Annotated in this window: 12 protein-coding genes; 4 read left to right on the top strand and 8 right to left on the bottom strand. The window is 34.8% G+C overall.

Features of this window, described 5'->3' with window-relative positions; translation table 11 throughout:
• Positions 1–63: 63 nt before the first annotated feature.
• The 4 genes from ACHRWY_RS01520 to ACHRWY_RS01505 all read left to right on the top strand — a co-directional run bounded on the left by ACHRWY_RS01520 (position 64) and on the right by ACHRWY_RS01505 (position 4,328).
• The gene (locus ACHRWY_RS01520) at positions 64–891 is read left to right on the top strand and encodes a helix-turn-helix domain-containing protein (protein ID WP_395351839.1); all 828 of its coding nucleotides are present in this window, start codon (positions 64–66) and stop codon (positions 889–891) included.
• A gap of 111 nt (positions 892–1,002) precedes the next feature.
• Positions 1,003–1,578 carry an acyltransferase gene (locus ACHRWY_RS01515; RefSeq protein ID WP_395351837.1) on the top strand — a complete coding sequence of 192 codons (576 nt, stop codon included), beginning with the start codon at positions 1,003–1,005 and terminating at the stop codon, positions 1,576–1,578.
• A 116-nt stretch (positions 1,579–1,694) separates the two neighbouring features.
• On the top strand, positions 1,695–2,672 hold the full coding sequence (locus ACHRWY_RS01510) for an alpha/beta hydrolase (protein ID WP_395351835.1): 978 nt from the start codon (positions 1,695–1,697) through the stop codon (positions 2,670–2,672).
• A 753-nt stretch (positions 2,673–3,425) separates the two neighbouring features.
• On the top strand, positions 3,426–4,328 hold the full coding sequence (locus ACHRWY_RS01505) for a GyrI-like domain-containing protein (RefSeq protein WP_395351833.1): 903 nt from the start codon (positions 3,426–3,428) through the stop codon (positions 4,326–4,328).
• Between the two features lie 483 nt (positions 4,329–4,811).
• Here the strand turns inward: ACHRWY_RS01505 and ACHRWY_RS01500 are convergent, their stop codons facing one another.
• From ACHRWY_RS01500 to ACHRWY_RS01465, 8 genes are all read right to left on the bottom strand, one after another.
• Positions 4,812–5,501, bottom strand: a complete 690-nt coding sequence (locus tag ACHRWY_RS01500; protein WP_395351831.1) for a DUF4397 domain-containing protein — start codon at positions 5,499–5,501, stop codon at positions 4,812–4,814.
• A 48-nt stretch (positions 5,502–5,549) separates the two neighbouring features.
• A complete protein-coding gene (locus ACHRWY_RS01495; protein ID WP_395351829.1) occupies positions 5,550–5,999 on the bottom strand; it encodes a DUF2141 domain-containing protein in 450 nt (149 codons plus the stop codon).
• A gap of 524 nt (positions 6,000–6,523) precedes the next feature.
• Positions 6,524–9,325 carry a M16 family metallopeptidase gene (locus tag ACHRWY_RS01490; protein ID WP_395351827.1) on the bottom strand — a complete coding sequence of 934 codons (2,802 nt, stop codon included), beginning with the start codon at positions 9,323–9,325 and terminating at the stop codon, positions 6,524–6,526.
• Between the two features lie 209 nt (positions 9,326–9,534).
• Positions 9,535–11,607, bottom strand: a complete 2,073-nt coding sequence (locus ACHRWY_RS01485; protein WP_395351825.1) for a cytochrome c biogenesis protein CcdA — start codon at positions 11,605–11,607, stop codon at positions 9,535–9,537.
• A gap of 101 nt (positions 11,608–11,708) precedes the next feature.
• A complete protein-coding gene (locus tag ACHRWY_RS01480; RefSeq protein ID WP_395351823.1) occupies positions 11,709–13,124 on the bottom strand; it encodes an alpha/beta fold hydrolase in 1,416 nt (471 codons plus the stop codon).
• A complete protein-coding gene (locus ACHRWY_RS01475) occupies positions 13,124–15,130 on the bottom strand; it encodes a redoxin domain-containing protein (protein WP_395351821.1) in 2,007 nt (668 codons plus the stop codon). The genes ACHRWY_RS01480 and ACHRWY_RS01475 overlap by 1 nt, the downstream gene beginning before the upstream one ends.
• 66 nt (positions 15,131–15,196) lie before the next feature.
• Positions 15,197–16,594, bottom strand: a complete 1,398-nt coding sequence (locus ACHRWY_RS01470; protein WP_395351819.1) for a RagB/SusD family nutrient uptake outer membrane protein — start codon at positions 16,592–16,594, stop codon at positions 15,197–15,199.
• Positions 16,595–16,604: 10 nt separating this feature from the next.
• Entirely contained in the window at positions 16,605–20,195 is a 3,591-nt protein-coding gene (locus tag ACHRWY_RS01465) for a SusC/RagA family TonB-linked outer membrane protein (protein WP_395351817.1), read from the bottom strand.
• Positions 20,196–20,241: the final 46 nt, after the last annotated feature.

Here is a 20,241-nt window from a genome sequence, read left to right as displayed (position 1 = left end):
AATGAGCCTTAGAGTAAAGTAAGCTAACATCTAAAACTTTAAATTTGCATATAATTCTACAACATGAACCAAAAACAGGAAGAAAAATTAAGAACCCTCAGCTATTCAGGAATTTTCCTGTCCTGTTTTGCTGAATATAGCGAAAAGTGCATTCATGCTACACCGGAGCATGTTTTGGTTTATATATATTCCGGAGAGCAGGTAATTGAAGATCGTGACAAAAAAATTACACTGCAAAAAGGGGATTGTGCCTTTATAAGAAGAGATCATCGTTTGAAAATGTTTAAGAATAGTAAAAACGAAGATTTATACAAAGGCATTTCCCTTACCTTCAAAAGAAATGTACTGCGTGAGTTTTACAGTAAAATAGATAAATCGGAATTACCAAAATACATCCCTGTTTCAGATGAGAATGTTTTTAAGCTAAAAGCTACACCAGCGATAGAAAGTTTGTTTCAATCACTTACCCCCTATTTTGACAGCAATATAAAACCAACAGAAGGGATAACTCATTTAAAACTACAAGAAGGAATTTATGCTCTATTGAACAGTAGCGAACTTCTTTATCCTGTACTATTTGATTTCGCAGAACCCTGGAAAGTAGATATTTTAGAGTTTCTTAATGAAAACTATATGGACGAATTGACTATGGAACAAATAGCATCCTTTACAGGTCGAAGTCTGGCCACCTTTAAAAGAGATTTTAAAAAAATAAGCAATCTTACACCACAAAAATGGCTGATTAAAAAAAGACTCGAAGTAGCCTATGTTAAACTTAAGGAAGAAGGTCAAAAAGTACAAGATGTATCTATCGATGTCGGGTTTAAAAATCCTTCACACTTCTCTACAGCATTTAAAAAGCAGTATGGAATACCACCAACAGAAGTTTAGATGTGTTACAAAAACTGAGCTTCTCAGAAAAGACATTTGAGCCTCGCAGTAAAGTTACTGCGGGGCTTTGTTTTTAATTTTGCATTGTAAAAAGACATTAAAAACAGAAAAATGAACGCAATAGCGAGAGATATATTTGAAAGATTACGAAATGGTGAGACTATTAGTCCAAACGATCCTCAGGCTCATCAGCTTAGGGAAGCCTCATATGCGGTTAAAGAATTGCTGCTTCAAATGAATAATTCTTCTGATGCTGATACAATCAGAATGATACTAAGTCAAATTACAAATACTCAAATTGATAAAAACACAACTGTATTTACACCATTATATATCAATTATGGAAAGCATCTAAGTATTGGTAAAAATGTGTTCATCAACTTCGATTGTACATTTTTGGCATTAGGAGGTATTACCATAGAAGATAATGTACTTATTGCGCCTAAAGTTAGTCTACTATCCGAAGGACATCCTGTAGCTAGTAACCAAAGACATTCACTTGTTCCGGGTCATATTCACATAAAAAAGAATGCCTGGATAGGTGCAAATGCGACCATTCTTTCAGGAGTTACTATTGGGCAAAATTCAATTGTAGCAGCTGGGGCTGTAGTATCTAAAAATGTTCCTGACAATACTATTGTGGGCGGTATTCCGGCAAAATTTATTAAAACAATAAGTGACAACTAATAAAAAAGATGATGAAAATTAAAATTTTAGCAATCGTTAGCCTAATGATATTAGGTCAGGCCTGCACGCAAAAAAAAGAAAAAGAGCAAAAGAACCAATCCGAAAAAATGAAAGAAATGGAACAAATAGCATCAAAAGAATATACCACTTTTAAAGTCAGTGATAACGTTACAATGTATCGCGTTGCTTTTAAGAACCAATTTAATATGGAGGTTGCAGGACATTTATTTATACCGAAAAATTTTGATCGTAATGCAAAACATCCTGCTATTGTAGTTGGGCATCCTATGGGAGCCGTTAAGGAACAAAGCGCTGATGTTTATGCTTCAAAAATGGCAGACCGTGGATTTATAACCTTAGCGATTGATTTGTCTTTTTGGGGAGAAAGCGCAGGTGAACCCAGAAATGTAGTAGCTCCCGAAATTTACGCTGAAGATTTTAGTGCTGCTATTGACTTTTTGGGAACACGCCCTTTTGTCGATAGAAATAATATTGGAGCGATTGGAGTCTGCGGAAGCGGAAGTTTTGTTATTAGTGCCGCAAAGATTGACCCCAGAATGAAGGCTATTGCAACGGTTAGCATGTATGATATGGGTTCAGCAAGTCGTAATGGACTAAACCATTCTCAGACAGTTGAGCAAAGAAAGAAAAATCAACTGGAAGCTGCAGAACAGCGCTATGTCGAATTCACAGGCGGCGAAACAAAATATACCAGCGGAACTGTGCACAAACCAGATGACAAAACAGATCCTATCCAGCGTGAATTTTATGAATTCTATCGCACTCCACGTGGCGAATATACTCCTAAAGGCGGATCTCCAGAGACCACAACCCATCCAACACTTAGCAGCAATATAAAGTTCAATAATTTCTATCCGTTTAATGATATAGAGACGATTTCACCTCGCCCCTTACTTTTCATCACTGGCGACAAGGCTCATTCAAAAGAATTTAGTGAAGATGCTTATAAACGTGCTGCAGAGCCTAAAGAATTATATTATGTTAAAGATGCTGGACACGTAGATTTGTACGACAAAATTGAATTAATCCCATTCAATAAGTTAGAGTCATTTTTTAAAAAATATTTACATTAAGAGATTTTAAGGTTTTAAAAATTATAATCGAAGAAGCTTCTGATACAATTAAGTCTTTTTAACTAAATCCCTAAATCATTTATTATTACTAAAAAACTAAAATAGTGGCCATAATCCCTAACAAGACATCCAAACCAAAATGTTGAAGCCGTACAAAGACAGCCCTTACATCCAGTAAGCCAATCCCGTCAAATCTTCCATAAAATTTATAGAAATTTGTCCCGTAGAGGTCACCACAGCCAATAGGCGCCAATTGTCTTCAATTGGCGCTATTTTTTTATTATACACTATTAAATAAAGTAAGTTTGAATCATTTTGCTTTTATAATCTTTTTTCAGAATCACTTTAAAAACAAAAAACAACTGCAAAAGACTATGTATTTATACGAAAAACAAGGTGGGGTTTAAGCTTATCCTTCATAATTTAACAAGATTCGAACACAAAGAACGGAAGAGAAATTATGACTTTATAATATCCTAAAATGTTTTAATTGCTGTTCAATCACAAATAATGAAATCTCATTTAAAAAATGGTTTAATATTTCACGATTACTCGAATTTTCCTCCCTCATATTTTAGGTTATTAATTGTTGCTCGACTGAGGCAAAAAATTAGTTAATTTCTTATTTATCTTTTAAAAAGATGGTCCGTACTAGCCAGAAGAGCATTAAAATGTTTTTTAATCAATAATTTTGATTTAGCTATTGATTACTATTTCATTAAAAGATTAATTTAGAACGACGAAAACTTAAGTATGAAAGAAGATTACATAAAACGAATTAATAATGTATTATTATTTATTGACCAAAATTTAGATCAGGAACTGAATTTGGAAACTATAGCTAAAATTGGAAATTACTCGCCATTTCATTTGCACAGAATTTTTAAAGCAATTACAAATGAAACTATAAATGAATACATTACGCGCAAAAGAATTGAAAAAGCGGCGTCAATACTTTTACGCAAAAGAGAAATAACCATTTCAGAACTTTCATTACAATATGGTTTCAACAGTAACTCATCCTTTACCAGAACTTTTAAGAAATTTTACGGGATAAGCCCTAAAGAATTCCGACAAGCATATCCAGATAAATTTAGCAAGATTGGTAAAATGGATAGCAAGAATAGACAAGAAAATGGGATATTTGACCAATATATTTGCAACATTAATAATCATAATAACTGGATAAAGATGAAAGCAAAAATTGAAATCAAAGAAATGCCAAAATTGGATCTTGCTTATATTTCACAAATTGGACATAACGGAATGCAGGATGCTTATTCAAAATTAATTAAGTGGGCAACTTCAAGGAGGCTTCTGGAAAACGAAAACTTAAAAATAGTTACCATTTACCACGATAGTTTTAAAATAACTGAACCTGAAAAAGTCAGAATGAGTGCCTGCATTTCGTTGAAAGAAAAAGTGGAAGTTGATGGAGAAATTGGATTAACTACAATTGAAAGAGGTAGATTTATTGTCGGACATTTTGAAATTCAAATAAACGAATTTGAAAAATCATGGAGCGGTCTTTTTATTTGGATGAGTGAAAACGGATATAAAAAAGCTGATCGAAATCCTTACGAAATTTATTATAATGATTTCAATGAGCATCCGGAAAAAATGAGCATCGTGGATTTTTGTATTCCAATTGAATAAATTAAAACTTCTTAAAAATGGTATACAAAGAAATAAAAACAGTGATAATTTTGACTTTAATAATTACAACGTTTTTGGCAGTGTTTGAATTAAATATCACAAAAAAATATTATTCTAATAAGAAGTCCAAAGTCAGTTTCACTGAAATAACAACTTATGCGCTAAAAATTAGAAATACAAAGTAAAAATAAGCTCTAACTATTAAAATTTAAAAAAAAGCTAAAGTTAGATGGTCATACCCAATAGAAATTCAGCGGATTTAAACTTCCCGTATTATGTTTTTTTAATTGATAATACTAGTTTTAATCAGGATTCAAATCTATTGGAATTGTGTGCGGAAAATTGGGAATACATTTTAATTTCTTAAATACAGTAAGCAGATCAAATTGAAAAAAAGTATAAAACACCACATGAAGTGGTGTTTTAACTTCAATGGAAAATTTAATGAGTTTAGCGCACATATCCTCTATTGTTCAGGACTCTTTAGTTATGTGAAAGCTGTTCAACTCTATAGCCTGATGCAGCAGATCCCGCTATAAAAACAGTATAAATTTTACCGGCAGAAAAATCAGTTGTCCCCAATGTTGCCAATATTTCAGCAGCTCCCGAACCATGCACCTGAATGCTTAAAGAACCGGCGTTAATTTCGATATAGCTGCTTTGGCTGTATCTCCCCAGATTTGTTGAGAGGTTATTGCCTTGCGCATCAACAAAATCAATACTGGCAGGTGCACCCGCACTTAAATGAATAAACTTTACTTTGGCTTTCCCGCTGGCCGGAGTGGTCATATTGTCCTCAAACAATCTCACTTCGGCATCATCTCTTGACTCTCCTGTCAGATATACAGTATATTTTTTGTCATCGCTCAGATTAAGTTCTTCTGCAGCATATAGATCATTATCACTTTGATCTCTAAATTGGCTCACCAGTTTATTTCCTGAGGTCACACTATGATAGGATACAGAATGCTCTAAATAGCTCAGATTGCTTATATAAGGAATGTTAACCATTATAAATTTTTGAGAGCCTGAGTTGGGAGCAGCATTTACGACTTTAAGATCTGCAGAACCAAAAGGATCTATTTGATTGTTATCACACGAGGATAAAAATACAAGAGCAGCAACTGCCATTAAATTTACTGCTATTGATTTACGGATTGTTTTAGTTTTCATAATTTTAATTTGGGGTTTTACTTCGTATTTTTTTTAAAAAAATTTTTATTACATATATTTCACCTTAATGCTGATTTTGTTGTCTTGACTTTTGACGACAATCTTAAAGTCATCAAAGGCAGGTTTTTTCATTTTTTCCATAAAAAAATTGGAAAAACCAAAACCTTCCTTAGGAATGCCAATGAAACTTTTGTTTAGTTCTGCGTCTTTATTTTCATCATCAATTAAGGTAATACCGTAAGTTCCGGGAGCCAGATCACAGGCAATGACCATCAGTCCTGAAGTGATTGCTTTTTTTTCAAATACCAATTTCTTAAATACTTTCTCTTTGTTGTAAGATTCATCATCTTTAAATACATTGAGAATGATTTGGCCTTTTTCAGACCGAATACCTGAAATCATAACATGGGTATTCTGCCCGTAGGAATCAGCGGCAGAAAAAACAGCCAGGACGATAATCAGCCAGGCGGCATAATAATTGTTTTTTGTTTTACTCATAATGGTTTTTATTTTTAAGATTGCTTGACGAAGGTAGAAAAGCAGGTATTTAAAAACCGCAAAAAATAAGTTCAAACGGACAATTTTGAACATGAAGCGTTATGCTGGGAAAAAGCAGATTATTTTTGGAGAAAAATGATCCGATACCGAAAAATTGAAGAAAAATCAGAATTATTGCTGTGATTAGAGCAGCAAATACCCCCATAATAAGTCGTATAGACAGACTATCACCAAGCTGCAATCACAGCTGCTCAAGAAAATACAGACAGAACTATAAAATTGACGATTTTCACTTAAATTTTCAGAAAAATTTAAGTGCATCCTGATTCTTCTTTTTAAATGATATTACCTCAATACGATGTTATCATTCCTTTTTTTTACTTAAAATTATTACAAATTAAAAAGAGCTGTTGGCAAAACAGCTCTTTTAGGTTTTTCAAATAATGTACAAGCTTACTAATTCAAATACTTCTAAAATAATAATGAATGAAAAACCAATAAATTTTATAAGACCGCGAAACGGTTTAAATTTTTGATTTCATAACCACTTCTACAGTTTTAGGCTGTGTAAAAAATTGTTTCGCAAAGGCCCTTATATCTGCTGCGGTTATTTCGTTTAATGTTTTCCTGTAGATACTATCGTCCTTAAAATCATCATTATTCATCAGCATGTTATTTAGGGTTCCAAGCCAGAAACTGTTAGTTAAAACTTTTTCTGCTCTTAATTTTAAAATTGTATTTTTTACCGCTTGAATATCTTCTTCTTTGACTTCTTTTTGCTGCATTAAATCAATCTGCCCGTAGACAATTTTAGTCAGTTTTTCTTCTTTTTCAGGATCACTGTCAAAATTAATTGTCATTGAGTATTGATCTGACGGAAGACGGCTTACTGATCCGGACACATGAACTCCATAACTTCCGCCCTCTTGTTCCCGAATTAAATCCAAATACTTTTTAGACAATAATTCCGATAGAATATGGATTATAAAGATGTTTTTATAAGTGTAGGGAAACTGTTTTACAAAACGAATGTAAACACTTGCCTTTGGCACATTCATTTCGCGAACTAATAATTGTTTGGAAGTTCCATCTGCCGCATCAAGATGATTGTCTATATACTTTTCCTTTTGATTTGGATTTGAAGAGATGCTTCCGATATATTTTTCCAATAATGGAATTGCATTTTCCGGGAGGTTTCCAGTAAATACGAACGTAAAATCGGCTGCATTTTGAATTCTTTCTTTATACAATTCTGAAGCTTTTTCGAAACTCAATTGTTTCAAAAAATCTTCATTAAACAAGGGTACTCTTTTATTACGATTATAGTTCAGCTGTGAGATTGTATCCTGAAAAACTTTCGGATTTGTATTGGCAGCGTTTTCCAATGAGTTATTAAAACCCGTCAGCATTCTCGTATACGAATCTTTCTCAAATCTTGGCTGCTCAAAGTATAAATATAAAAGCTGCAGTAAAACTTCAAAATCTTTTTGATTGCTAGAGCCTTGAAAACCTTCACTCAATTCTGTAATGTAAGGCTTAACACTTGCAACTTTCCCATTTAGTTTATCTTTTAAATCAGTACTTTTAAAAGCTCCTAAACCAGAACTTTCTACCAGACTTACCGCAATTTGTGAAGAAGGAATATCTGCTGTTTTGATTAATGAACTTCCTCCAAAACTAAAAGCCGAAAACAAAACCTCGTCTTTGGCTAAATTGGTCGGATACAAAACAATGTTCGCTCCATTACTTAAAACATAACTTTTTGCACCGTTAATGCCATCAATTGGAGTCTCTTTTACAACTTTAGCACCTTTTAGTTCTGCTGTTATTAAAGGCGCATCTGTATTGGTTTCTTTGTATTTTTCCAGCGGCATTTTCTTTACCGTCGACATAATATTTAGATACTCTTCTTTTACAGGATAAACAATATCGCTTTTGTCCGGACCGGTCACTGTCATGACAATATTATCAGCTGTCTGCAATTTTTTAACGGCCTGGTTTACTTCTGCAAGGGTAATAGATGCGAGCCTGTTTTTGATGTTTTTATATTGTGTTTCAATACTTTCAAACGATGTTGCTTTCAAAAAATAATTAACCAGCTCTTCTGCAAATTCATCATTGTTAATTTTATCTTTATTCTGAAGCAGATTTTCGTAATAACTTAAAACACTTTCTTTGTTTCGGTCTAATTCTTTCTGCGTAAATCCGTAACGCACTGCCCTTTCGGTTTCGATCATCATTTCTCTGAAACCTGCTGCTGTTTTATTATTTTTTGGAACAACATATAAAGCGTATGAATCCGTTAATCTCGATACTTCTGAAGGGCCGGCTGCCATTTTGAGTACCGAAGTTTCGTTATTTTGAATAAACTCGTCATAACGTCTGCTCATCATATCGGCAGCTAAATTATGGACCAAATCTCTTCTTATCGTTTCGTTGTTCTTTACTTTATCAAAATCTTTTTTATAATAAAGCACGATAGAAGTTTCCTGCGCTTCTTTATCTTTGGCTAAAACATATTCTATTGCCTTGTTTTTTGGAAGTGAAACATAATAACGTTCTGCCGGATTTTTTGGCATTTCTATTGAAGAAAAAGCAGCAATAATTTTCTTTTCTATTTCTTTCGCATCGATATCGCCCACTACAATAACAGCCTGTAAATCTGGTCGGTACCATTTTTTATAATAATCCCTAAGAACCTGATAATCAAAATTATTAATGATATTTAAATCGCCAATTACATCACGCTTTGCATATTTAGATCCTTTGTAAAGTGTTTTATCGGTTTCTAAACGCAATCTGAAATCTGAGTCACGTCTTGTACGCCATTCTTCTCTAATTACCCCGCGTTCTGCATCTATTTCTTCATCTTTTAAAGAAAGAAAACCCGACCAGTCGTGCAATGCCAAAAGACAGGAATCTACCAGATTTTTATCTGTGGCAGGAACATTGCTTAGATTATAAACGGTCTGATCTTGTGCTGTGTAAGCATTAATATCGTCACCAAAACGAACACCTTTTTTTTCCAGCATATCAATAATGCCTTTTCCTTCAAAGTTTTGTGTTCCGTTAAAAGCCATATGTTCCAGGAAATGTGCTAATCCGTTTTGATCGTCATTTTCTAAAATGGCTCCCACATTCTGGGCAAAATAAAAACTGACGCGGTCTTTTGGAAACGCATTATGGAGTACATAATATTTCATTCCGTTTTTTAATTTTCCGGAGACAACATCTTTGCTCAACGGAATTGTAGTGGAAAACTGGGCAGCGCTTTTAAATCCGATTAAAAGGATAAAAGCCCAATATTTTGATTGAAAGATTTTCATTTGATATTTTATTTTGTCGGTATCTTTTGTTTTAAACACATAGGCACATAGCTTTTATTTTTTTTGAAAAGATTATAAAAGAGAAACTCATTTCTCAACACATAGTCTGAATGCCTGCTATGTTTGTTTAAATAAATGAAATGCCTCTTTTAAATTCGCAAAAAAATCTATGATTCTATGGGGAAATAAAAACTAAACACACCTTTTTATTATTTCTTAAAGTTCCGGACTCCTTCCTGCAGCCATTGATAATAGCCGTTAATATCCGGATTATAAGCAGAGGGTTTGTTTAGATCATTTTCGTTATGATCCATTAAAACGTAATAAGGCTGCGCATTGGTTTTGTATTTTAAAATCTGGAGTTCACTCCATTTCTGTCCTGTGTATTTCAATACTTTACCGGTAATTTTAGACACAACCTGTTCTTCAATTGGCAGTGGTCTTTTGTCATCTACGTATAAAGAAATCAAAACAACATCGTTATTTAAAACATTCAAAACTTTAGGATCCGGCCAGACGCGTTCTTCCATTTTACGGCAGTTTACGCAGGCATATCCTGTAAAGTCAATCATTATGGGTTTGTTTACTTTTTTGGCGTAAGCTAAACCTTGCTCATAATCATGAAAAGTCGGAATTCCGTTTGCACCGCTTTCTGCACCTTCCGGCAATGCTTGTTTTTCTGTACTCTGCGTTACTGCATTTCCAAAACCATTTGGTGATTCGCTGTATTGTTTTGCGGGCGGAAATCCACTAATATACTGTAAGGGAGCTCCCCAGAGTCCCGGAATCAGGTAGATTACAAAGGATAATACGATAATTCCTAAACTCAGTCTTCCAACAGAAATATGAGTTACGGGCGTATCATGTGACAATTGGATTTTCCCAAATAAATAAAAAGCCAGTACAGAAAAAATAGCAATCCATATCGCCAGAAACACTTCTCTTTCTAATAAATGCAGTTGTAAAACTAAATCAGCATTGCTTAAAAATTTAAAGGCTAAAGCCAATTCTAAAAAGCCTAAAACTACTTTTACCGAGTTTAGCCACCCACCCGATTTAGGAAGTGAGTTCATCCAGCCTGGAAATGCTGCAAATAAGGCAAATGGCAATGCGATTGCCAATGAAAAACCAAGCATTCCGACAATTGGTGCAATTCCTGCCTGACTTGCGGCCTGAACGAGTAAGGTTCCGACAATTGGTCCCGTACATGAAAATGAAACTACAGCTAAGGCCAATGCCATAAAGAAAATGCCAAGAGCGCCGCCAATTTCTGATTTCTGGTCGATTTTAGTCAGCCATGAACTTGGCAGTACAATTTCGAAAGCTCCTAAGAATGATACTGCAAAAACCAGTAAGAGAATAAAGAATACTATATTAAAAACGACATTTGTAGCTAAAGCATTCAGGGCATCTGCACCGAAAATGGCTGTAACCAGACTCCCCAAAATCACATAAATCACGATAATAAAAATACCATACATCACTGCATTTTTAATTCCTGCAGCTTTGTTTTTACTTTGTTTGGTAAAGAAACTTACTGTCATGGGAATCATTGGAAATACGCAGGGCGTAAACAAAGCCGCAAGACCTCCTAAAAAGCTGAAGAAAAATAATGTCCATAAACTTTCTTCAGGGTCTGTTTTTCCTGTTGAAGCTTTTTCAGCCGCATTATTTACGTTTTTAGGAATGTCTGTGCCGGCAGTAGAAACAGAATCTGTTGTGTTGTTTGTGGTATCCTGTTTAACTGTAGATTCGTCTTTTGCAGGCGAATCGGTATTTTTTTGAGCAGTGCTTACCTCTGAATTTTCTTGGTTTTGAACCGGCAGATTTGATTTTTTGAAGGTGAATTTTACTTCCTTATCTGTTGGAGGCAGGCAACTGTTATCATTGCAGACCATAAAAAATATGCTGGCATTAATGGTAAAGGCAGCTGCAGATTTTCGTTCTATATTTTGTGTAAAAACTGCTTTGTCTGCAAAGTATTTAATCCTCATTTGAAAAACCGGATCATCTACTTCATGTCCTTCTGGTTCAGTAACAGCTCCTATGGTTTTAAAATTTTTCGATTTAGGAAAAGTAAAACTCGTTGGTGCCGGTCCGCCTTTTGGTACATTCTGAGAGTAAATATGCCAGCCTTTATCGATCTTGGCAGTTATGATCAGGGTATATTTATTCTCTCCAATTTCTTTTATGGAAGAAGTAAACGAAACTGGATCGTAAATTTGGGCAGTAAGGTTACTTACCGCAAAGAAAATTGCGATAAAAAGAAATATTTTTTTCATGTTATTGGAATGTTTAAAATTGCCTTGTGCAGCTTTCAGTCCTCCGTATCCATTGTCAAATTTCACACCCTGACAATGGCGGGGATATGTTTTTCAGATCATTATTTTTTATACCTAGAGAGAATCCACTTAGAGATATCATGCAAAACTTCGGGGGCAAAAACCTCTTCGATTTCTTTACTTTCACTCTGCTTGCAGGTTATGCAGTGCTGATACATATGATTGAGATCCGGATAGATTTTGGTTGTGACATCAGTGCTCTTGAGATATTTTTTAAAACTTTCCAGATTTTCCTGCGCAGGAACCTGAATGTCTTTGTCTCCGTTTACAGCCAAAACCGGAATTTCAATTTTTGGCAAATAATCCTGTGGATTGTAATGAATCGTGTAGCGGTACCATTTGCGTTCTGCATCTTTGCCGTAACGGTATATAAAATCTTTCTCGCGTCCGCCCCACATATGAATCTCTTTCAGAGTAGTCGAATCCTGTGTTTTTATCCATTGGTCCAGTTTTAGCTGCAGTACCGGTGTTACAGAATCTGATGCTTTTGTATCGTAAACGGCTTTAAACATAATATTATACATTTCCATTTGTTTATTCACCACTTTGTCCGAAAAACCATAATTCTTCAAAATTGCCGTGTTTTGCAGGTTCAGCATTTCGAGCCCGCTTACCGCCACGCCTGATAAACTCACCATAAATTTTACATTTTTATTTCTTGCACTCACAATTGAGGCGATCATACCACCTTCGCTGTGGCCGATTAATCCAATATGAGACGCGTCAATATTTTTATCACTTATTAAGTAAGCAATCTGTGCGTCAACATCATCGGCAAAATCTCCTGTTGTTGCATTTTTGAAATCTCCTGAGGTCTTGCCAATTCCTCTGTCATCAACACGCAGTGAAGCAATTCCTTTTCGGGCCAGTTCATCAGCCAGAACGGTGAAAAATTCCCTTCCCATATACGTGTAGTTGCGGTCGTGCTGTCCGGTTCCGGAAATTAAAATCGCCAGAGGATACTTCTTTTTATCCTGCGGAATTGTTAAGGTTGCTCCATAGGTTAGTTTGGTGCTTTTTCCCAGAAAAGTCATATCAATAACCTGATACGGATATGGCTTTTTAGGATGCTGCGCAAAATACAAAGGCTGGATTTCTTTTTCCTTCTTTAAAACAACTGCTGCATTTGGAATGGAGTAATAATTAAAAATTCCTGAAATAGCCGTTTTCTCCTGGTTATACTTTCCTTTAAAAGAAAAACCATACATCTCATTTTTAAAAAACAGGCTGTCTGCTTTTATTTCAGTAACTACTTTTTTATTGATATCTAATTCCGGGATACTCACATTCAGCGAATCTGTCTGGTAGCTGTTCATATTTCCCGATAAAATAATACGGTACGAATGATGCTGGCCCTGCCAGATAGTTTGTGCAAAACTATACTGGCTGGTCATCATCAAGAAAATTAACGATCTTAAAAGAAGGTTTGCTTTCTTTAAATTAAATAATCCTTTCATTATTTTTTCTCTGACTTTAAATACTCAACAATAATTGAAATTTCATCTACCAATTCGCTTGGGCTTCCAAAATAACCGTTTGACATCCAGCGTAATTTTCCGTCGGCATCAATAATCATTTTCTCTGGAATTCCAGAAAATTTAAATGCTTTCGAGTACTGCTCATACACTAGATCTAACTTTCCAGTTTTGGGATTTTTCCCATCATACAGCACATTAAAATCAAATCCTTTTTCTTTGATAAATGCCTGAGTCTGTTCTTTATAATCCTTAATATATTCCTGAGTATCTACAAAATAGAATTTTACATTCGCATCTTTTTTGTATTTTTCAACTGCCATCTGCATTCCCGGCATGGCATTTTTACAGGGTCCGCACCACATTGCCCAGAAATCAAGTACTACAATTTTTCCTTTTTGATCAGATAGTTTAACCCTGCCGCCTTTGCTGCTTTCTAAATCAAAACCTGCAATAGGAAGGTTTATCAATTCTGAAATTACTTTCTTTTTATGTTCTTCAATATTGCTCAGCGATTTTAAAGATTCTAAGTAGGTATCAAATCCTGCAGCGGCACCACCTTCTTTTAGGTAAATTTCTTTTAAGGAAGCCAACATCTGTGGTGTTACCTGATTTTGTTTTACCGCAAGTGCCATATAATTTTTAGCATCGGCTGTTTGTCCTTTTCTCAAGAGCATTCTGGTGTAAACTTCATTGTATACAGCGTCATTATAACCATATAATGGTTTAATTTTGGCCAAATATTTTTCTTCTGTATCATAGTTTTTTGTAGTTTCAGCCAATTTAGCATAAGTAAAATATTCTCTTGCCATCATTTGTAAAGCCTGCTCCTGCCATTCTTTTAGTGATAATTTTCCGGCATACATTTTTGGAACATAGGTTAATCTGTTTTCCATTTCTCCCATAAAAACATCCGCATACTTTTTTAAAGTTTCCATAGAAGCTTTTTCGGTTCCTTCACGATCTCTGTCAAAAGGAATCGATACTAAATGCCAGTGATAATCTAATAAGTTGCCAAAAGAAACGGTCTTTACACTATTAAGGGCATAATTGTAATCTTTATTGTTTACAATATAACCATAGACAATTCCTTTGATCATTTTATCATAAAACAAACTTTCTGTATCTGTGTAAACATCTTCAAAACTGCTCTGCGGAAAGTTCTTTTGATAATCATCATACAATTTAACTTTTGTTTTAAAATCAGCTTCCATAAAAATCTTTCTTATCTGCTGATCGCGTGCCAGAACTCCTTTTGGATATTTGGCCAATACAACCTTCTGTACAGAATCTACAAATACTTTATTGGCTTCCAATGGCAATAATTGTATTGTTTTCTGAATATTATATTGTGTTGTATTGTTAAGATTATTATCTGCCAGTACCGAACGTAGTTCTTTTTTAATAAGTGCTGCCTGATCTTGTCCAGATTGAAGCTGTTTTAATTTTAGTCCGTAATAAAAAATCTTTTTACGGCTTTCCGGATGGTATTGCAATTCATAATTGATCCACATCAAACCAACCTGGTCTGCAATGTATGCACTGTCACTCACCACATTTGGAACTTCATCCTGAAAGGCTTTGCTTCTCAAAATCCCCCAGCCTGTATAGGCTCCCGGAACCTGTGCAAACATGTAAGCGTTAGGCATTCTTTCCCCTCTGTCAACTATTGTGTCTGATTTGAAAACACAGTTAATAAACGAAGCATGGTCTGAAAGCTTCATTTTGGCTTCCCATTTTTTATCTCCTGCGGCTTTTAAAGTAATATCGTTTGTAATCCATTTAAAATTATCATAGGTATACACCACCCCATTTACATACATGGCATTGGCCAGCGGTCCGTTGGCAGCATTATAGGTTATAGTGATCTCATCACCTGGATTTGGATGTTCGGGAGACAGAACAATTTTCAGCATCGGTGCTGCATCTTGAGCCAATAAACATGTTGTGATACTTAGAAAAAATAGTACCAATTTTAATTTTTTCATTTTCTTTTTTTTTGAATTTAGTGCACTCAAAAAAAAAATTGAGTGCACATTTCTTAATTAACTTAATTATGGATTCTGTTGCAAGTTTGGTGCGTATTCAAAATAAATTGGGGCAAAAGGCATTTGATAACGATCACTATTTGGCGCAAGTGTAAAGGTCTGTCCCGCAAAATCATGAGTAATGGTTTTGGCAAATTCGGGTTCTTTGTTTAAGCGTTTCAAATCAAACCATCTAAAACCTCCAGTTCCCATTAACTCTCTTCTTCTTTCTGCCAGTACTTTGATTAAAGCGTCTTTGCTGTCTGTTGCAGTCATAGCAGTATATTGCGACGCTCTGAATCTTTTTTGTCTTAATTTATTTATCTCAGCCATTGCTAAATCGCCAGAACCTGCTCTTGCCAGACATTCTGCTTTTATCAGCATCATTTCAGGAACTGTTGGCCCTGCATTTCTGCTTTCTCCTGTTAAGCCTTCTTTAGAATATGTTCTCCCTAAAGTATATTCAGAATTAAAAGTGCTTGATGGCTTTGTAAACAATACGTAGCGTAAATCATTGGTATCAAACGAATTGATCAATTCATTGCTTAACGATAATATTTGCGGTGCGTAAGAGTAAGTATTATATCCATTCCATTTTGATAACATTAATTCTTTATCCAGTTTTCTTGATGGATAAATCGCAAATTCATAATCTTCAAGATTGTTAAGTGTGCTTTGTAATGCCAGGGATTTTTCGGCATTTTCTAAAGCCAGCGGATAATTGCGCATATACAAATAGGTTCTCGCCAAAAGTGCATATGCCGATGCTCTGGATGGGAATGCCACATTGTTGCCGGAATTTACAGGCTTTAATCCTGAATTTACGGCATCATTAAGATCGCCAAGAATTACATTATAAGCGTCCTGAACTGAACTTCTTTTGATATCATCTGAAACAGTTGGTGTTGTAAAAAGAACAATTCCGGGATCTGTAGCCGAAGTATTGGCATCATATGCTTTTCCAAAAGCATTGACCAGCGTTAGAAAAATAAAGGCACGGTGTACTTCTGCTTCTCCTTTTATGGCTGCTTTCTCGGCTTCCGTTCCATTTGTACTTTTCATTACTTCATTGATCACTATATTAACAGTGTATAATGCATTATACAGATTGCTCATATCATAATCCGTCTCCCCGTCAAAATAGACAGCATCAGACCATTTATACAAATTAGTAAAAGGACGAAGGTAATCTGCAGCCCCTAATGCAGTGGTCTGTGCCTCATTCTGAAAACTGATATCATCTGATGGTATATCTACATTACCATAAGTTTTGTCTAATGTAGACGTATTGTTTAGAAGATATCGGTAGTTTGATGTTTCCTCAGGTATTAGTTTCCCTTCGGTCTTAATATCTACATAATTATCACAGCTCAACACAATTGCTCCGAATCCTGCAATTGCGATGTATTTTAAAAATTTTTTCATCTTTAAAAAATTAAAAATTAACATTAAAACCAATTGAATACATAGCCATTGCAGGCAATTTCATGTTTACTCCTGTGTAAGGTAAAAAGTCAGGATCTAAACCGTCTTTGTTTTTTCGCCAGAAGAAACCAAGATTTCTGGCTGTAAAATTTACCGAAGCTCCTCTTACAAATCCTCTGTCAATAAGGCTTGTCAAATCATATTTTAACGAAAGTTCTCTAAAACGAATATGATCCCCCTGTATTATCTGATCTTCTCCATAAATGTATCTTACATAACTTAATCCTGTTGATCCCTGGATACCCGGAACAGAAGTAGTCGTCTCATCGCCCGGATTTCTCCATCTTTGATCGATATCTGTATTTAAGTCATATTGGTTAAATCTTCCCTGTCTGTTTACATAACCTCCATAAGTTGGCTTAAATAATACATAATCAAACTTGTAAGTGGCCAAAATGTACAATGACAACTTCTTATAATTGAAAGTCTGGCTTAAACTTCCGTAATACGAAGGAATATTGGTTCCCATGTATTTCATATCTGCAATATCTTTTAGAGAAGTAAAAGAATTTACAACATTACCGTCTTTATCATACACCTGAGTTCTTCCGGTTGCGTCTAATCCTGCTGATCTAAAAGCAAATACACTATTTAAAGGATAACCTTCAATTGGTGGTGTTGATCCTGTACCGTTTAAATAAGAACTGTAGTTCTGAAGACGGGTATCTGTAACTTCTGTATTGTTAAAAGAAACTACAAGAGCCGAATTCCATGAAAAATCTTTTGTTTTAAGAATAACTCCGTTTAAATTTAAATCGATTCCATGCCCTTCTAAAGTTGCAGCATTTTGCACCAGTGTATTGTTTGGCGCTCCGTAAAATGGTGAAACAGGAAAGTCTACAATTAAATCCTTACTATTTTTTTTATAATATTCTACTGTACCACTTAATCTGCTGTTTAAGATCGAAAAATCCAATCCAAAATTTAAGATTGCTGTTTTTTCCCAACGCAAATTAGGATTTGCAGGTTGTGTAATAAAAGCATAAGGTTGTTGCGAAAAGGTATCTAAATCACTTAAGCTTATGTTTGTAAAAGGAAAAACATCTAAGTTTATATTTCCGCTATATCCGTAACTTGCCCTAAAACTTAAATTATTTACCAGACTTACATCTTTAAGAAAATTTTCATCTTTAATATTCCATTTTGCTCCCGTAGACCATAAAGGCGTTCGTCTTAATTTTTTACTTACTCCAAAATTGTTATAGTCGTCTAATCTTGCGCTTCCTGTAAGTGTATATCTATTTTTGAAAGTATAACCCGCATTCGCATAATAAGATAAAAATCTTCTGTGGAAATCTTTATGTAGATTACCATTACCTATAGTGTAATTATAGCCATTAACGTCTACATAATTTTTTGATGGTAAATCTATAGAAGTTTGTGTTCTTGAATTGTAGCCGTAAAGTGTTCTTGAATCCTGGGTTTCTCCAGTTTCTCTGGCCTCAATACCTCCCATAGCGTTAATCAAATGATCTTCGCCAATAATGCCGTCATAATTTAGCTGTCCTCTCATAGTAGAACTTGTTTTTCCAAATCTATTACTTTGAAAAATACCTCCTAACGGAATTCCGTATACTAAATCGCCGTTACTATTTATTGATGTTGCTGAATTGACCGCGTCGCGGGCGTAATATGTGTTTTCATTGTACATATTATCATTAGATGAAGTTGAAGTTTCTACAGAATACATACCTACAGCATCTAAACCTTTTAATAGAGGAAGTGTAGCAGAAACGGTAGCACCAAAATTTTGCTCGTCTATGGTATTATCTTTATTGTTTAATTCATCAATGTAATTGTAAGTCCACGGCAAATACCCTTTCTGTTCTAACGGAATTGTTTGTGCGGCATAGTAATGACGGTAATAATCAACTGAGTTACCATTATCTCCAACGATTTGATCGTAAGGCAATAAAGTTGTTGCAGAAGTTCCCAAAGGAGAAAGTCCTAAACCGTTTTGTTGGTATTTAAAGATCGAACCTCTTAAATTTGTATTTATTTTTACATAATTAAAAAGCTTAAAATCCTGATTAGACAGTAATGTCAAACGTTGTCCGCCAGTTCCTTTTGCCTGGGTTTCTTCTTTAGAATAGGAACCTGACATAAAATAAGAATAATCATTCTCTGCTCCGCTAAAAGACAAATCATAATTCTGGCTTGTTGAAGCCTGTAGCAAATACTGCTCTGCCTGACCGTAAGTATTACGACCACGTAAAACATCTAACCCGGCATCTCTCTGAGCCTGTGTTATTTGACCACGTTTGTACTGAAACATTAAATCCATTCCCTGGCTAACTGGCGTAGTCAGCATATATGTGACACTTGCCGGATCTGTAACCAGATTTTTATCTACAAATTCCTGCTCTAAATTTAAAACCTGAGAAGAATTCATCAAGGGTAATTTTGATAAAGAAGGTTTGTTGGAGAAACCATAATTTTGAGAAAAATTAATTCTGGTTTGCCCCTGTTTTCCTTTTTTGGTATTAATTACCATTACACCATTTGCTGCTCTTGCACCATAAATAGAAGCTGCAGCGGCATCTTTAAGAAAAGTAATTTTTTCAATATCATTTGGGTTTATCGTTCTAATGTCTAATTCTGTAGGTGTTCCATCAAGAACAATTAAAGGCATTGCATTAGTTCCGCCAGCATCAAAAGTAGATTTTCCTCTAATGGCAACATTGTAGCTCGATTTTCCTGCTCCTGCCCCAAAAGTAGTTCCATACACAAAGGTATTGTCAGAATCTAAAATGTTCAATTGCAAACCGGCAACCTGACCTTCCAGCCTGTGTAATACATTGTTTACGGGGATTTTTTCTAAATCTTTTGCCGTAATTACAGCAAAAGAACCTGTAGAACGTTCTTTATCAATATTTTGATAACCTGTAGAAACGACTTTTACTTCATCCAGTTTACTTATATCTTCCAGCATGATAGGATTGATAATCAAACTGTCCGAAACTGTAACTTCCAGTTTTTTGTAACCCATATACTCAAAAATAAGCACATCACCTTTTTTGGCCATGATTTCGTAAGAACCATCAAAATTAGTCATCGAACCATCTTTTGTGCCTTTTACCCAAATCGTTGCTCCTACTAAAAACTCTTTTTTAGAATTTGTTACAACTCCTTTAATTTTTATTTTCTCTTCCATTATAGAAGCGGTTCCTGATTTTATTTTTGGATTTAAAGCAATCACAATCAGTTTGCTGTTTGCAAATTCGGCTTTATAACCGTCACCAATTAATTGTTTGATAACTGCCATAACATCGGCATTATTTACAGCTATATCAACTCTTCTCTGCGCATCAAAAACGTCATCGCTGTAGAAAAACTCGACATTGGTTTTTTTTGTAATTGATTTTAAAACAGAAGATACAGATTGGTTCCTGGCTTTTAAAGTTACTTTCTGCGAATAAGCAAAAGCAACTATATTGAAAAGAAATATTGATAATATTAGGGATTTCCTCATAATGACAAGAAATTTATCCCAAAGAGCGGATTTTACCCCACAATCTTTTGCGGATAGGTTTTTTTTCATACTTTTAAATGTTTTGGTTGGTTAATTGATTTCGAACTCTTTTTTT

It is taken from the genome of Flavobacterium sp. FlaQc-48 (assembly GCF_044007335.1).
Lineage (GTDB): Bacteria > Bacteroidota > Bacteroidia > Flavobacteriales > Flavobacteriaceae > Flavobacterium.
Note: the sequence above shows the minus strand (reverse complement) of the source record. Positions and strands in the feature narration are given on the sequence as shown.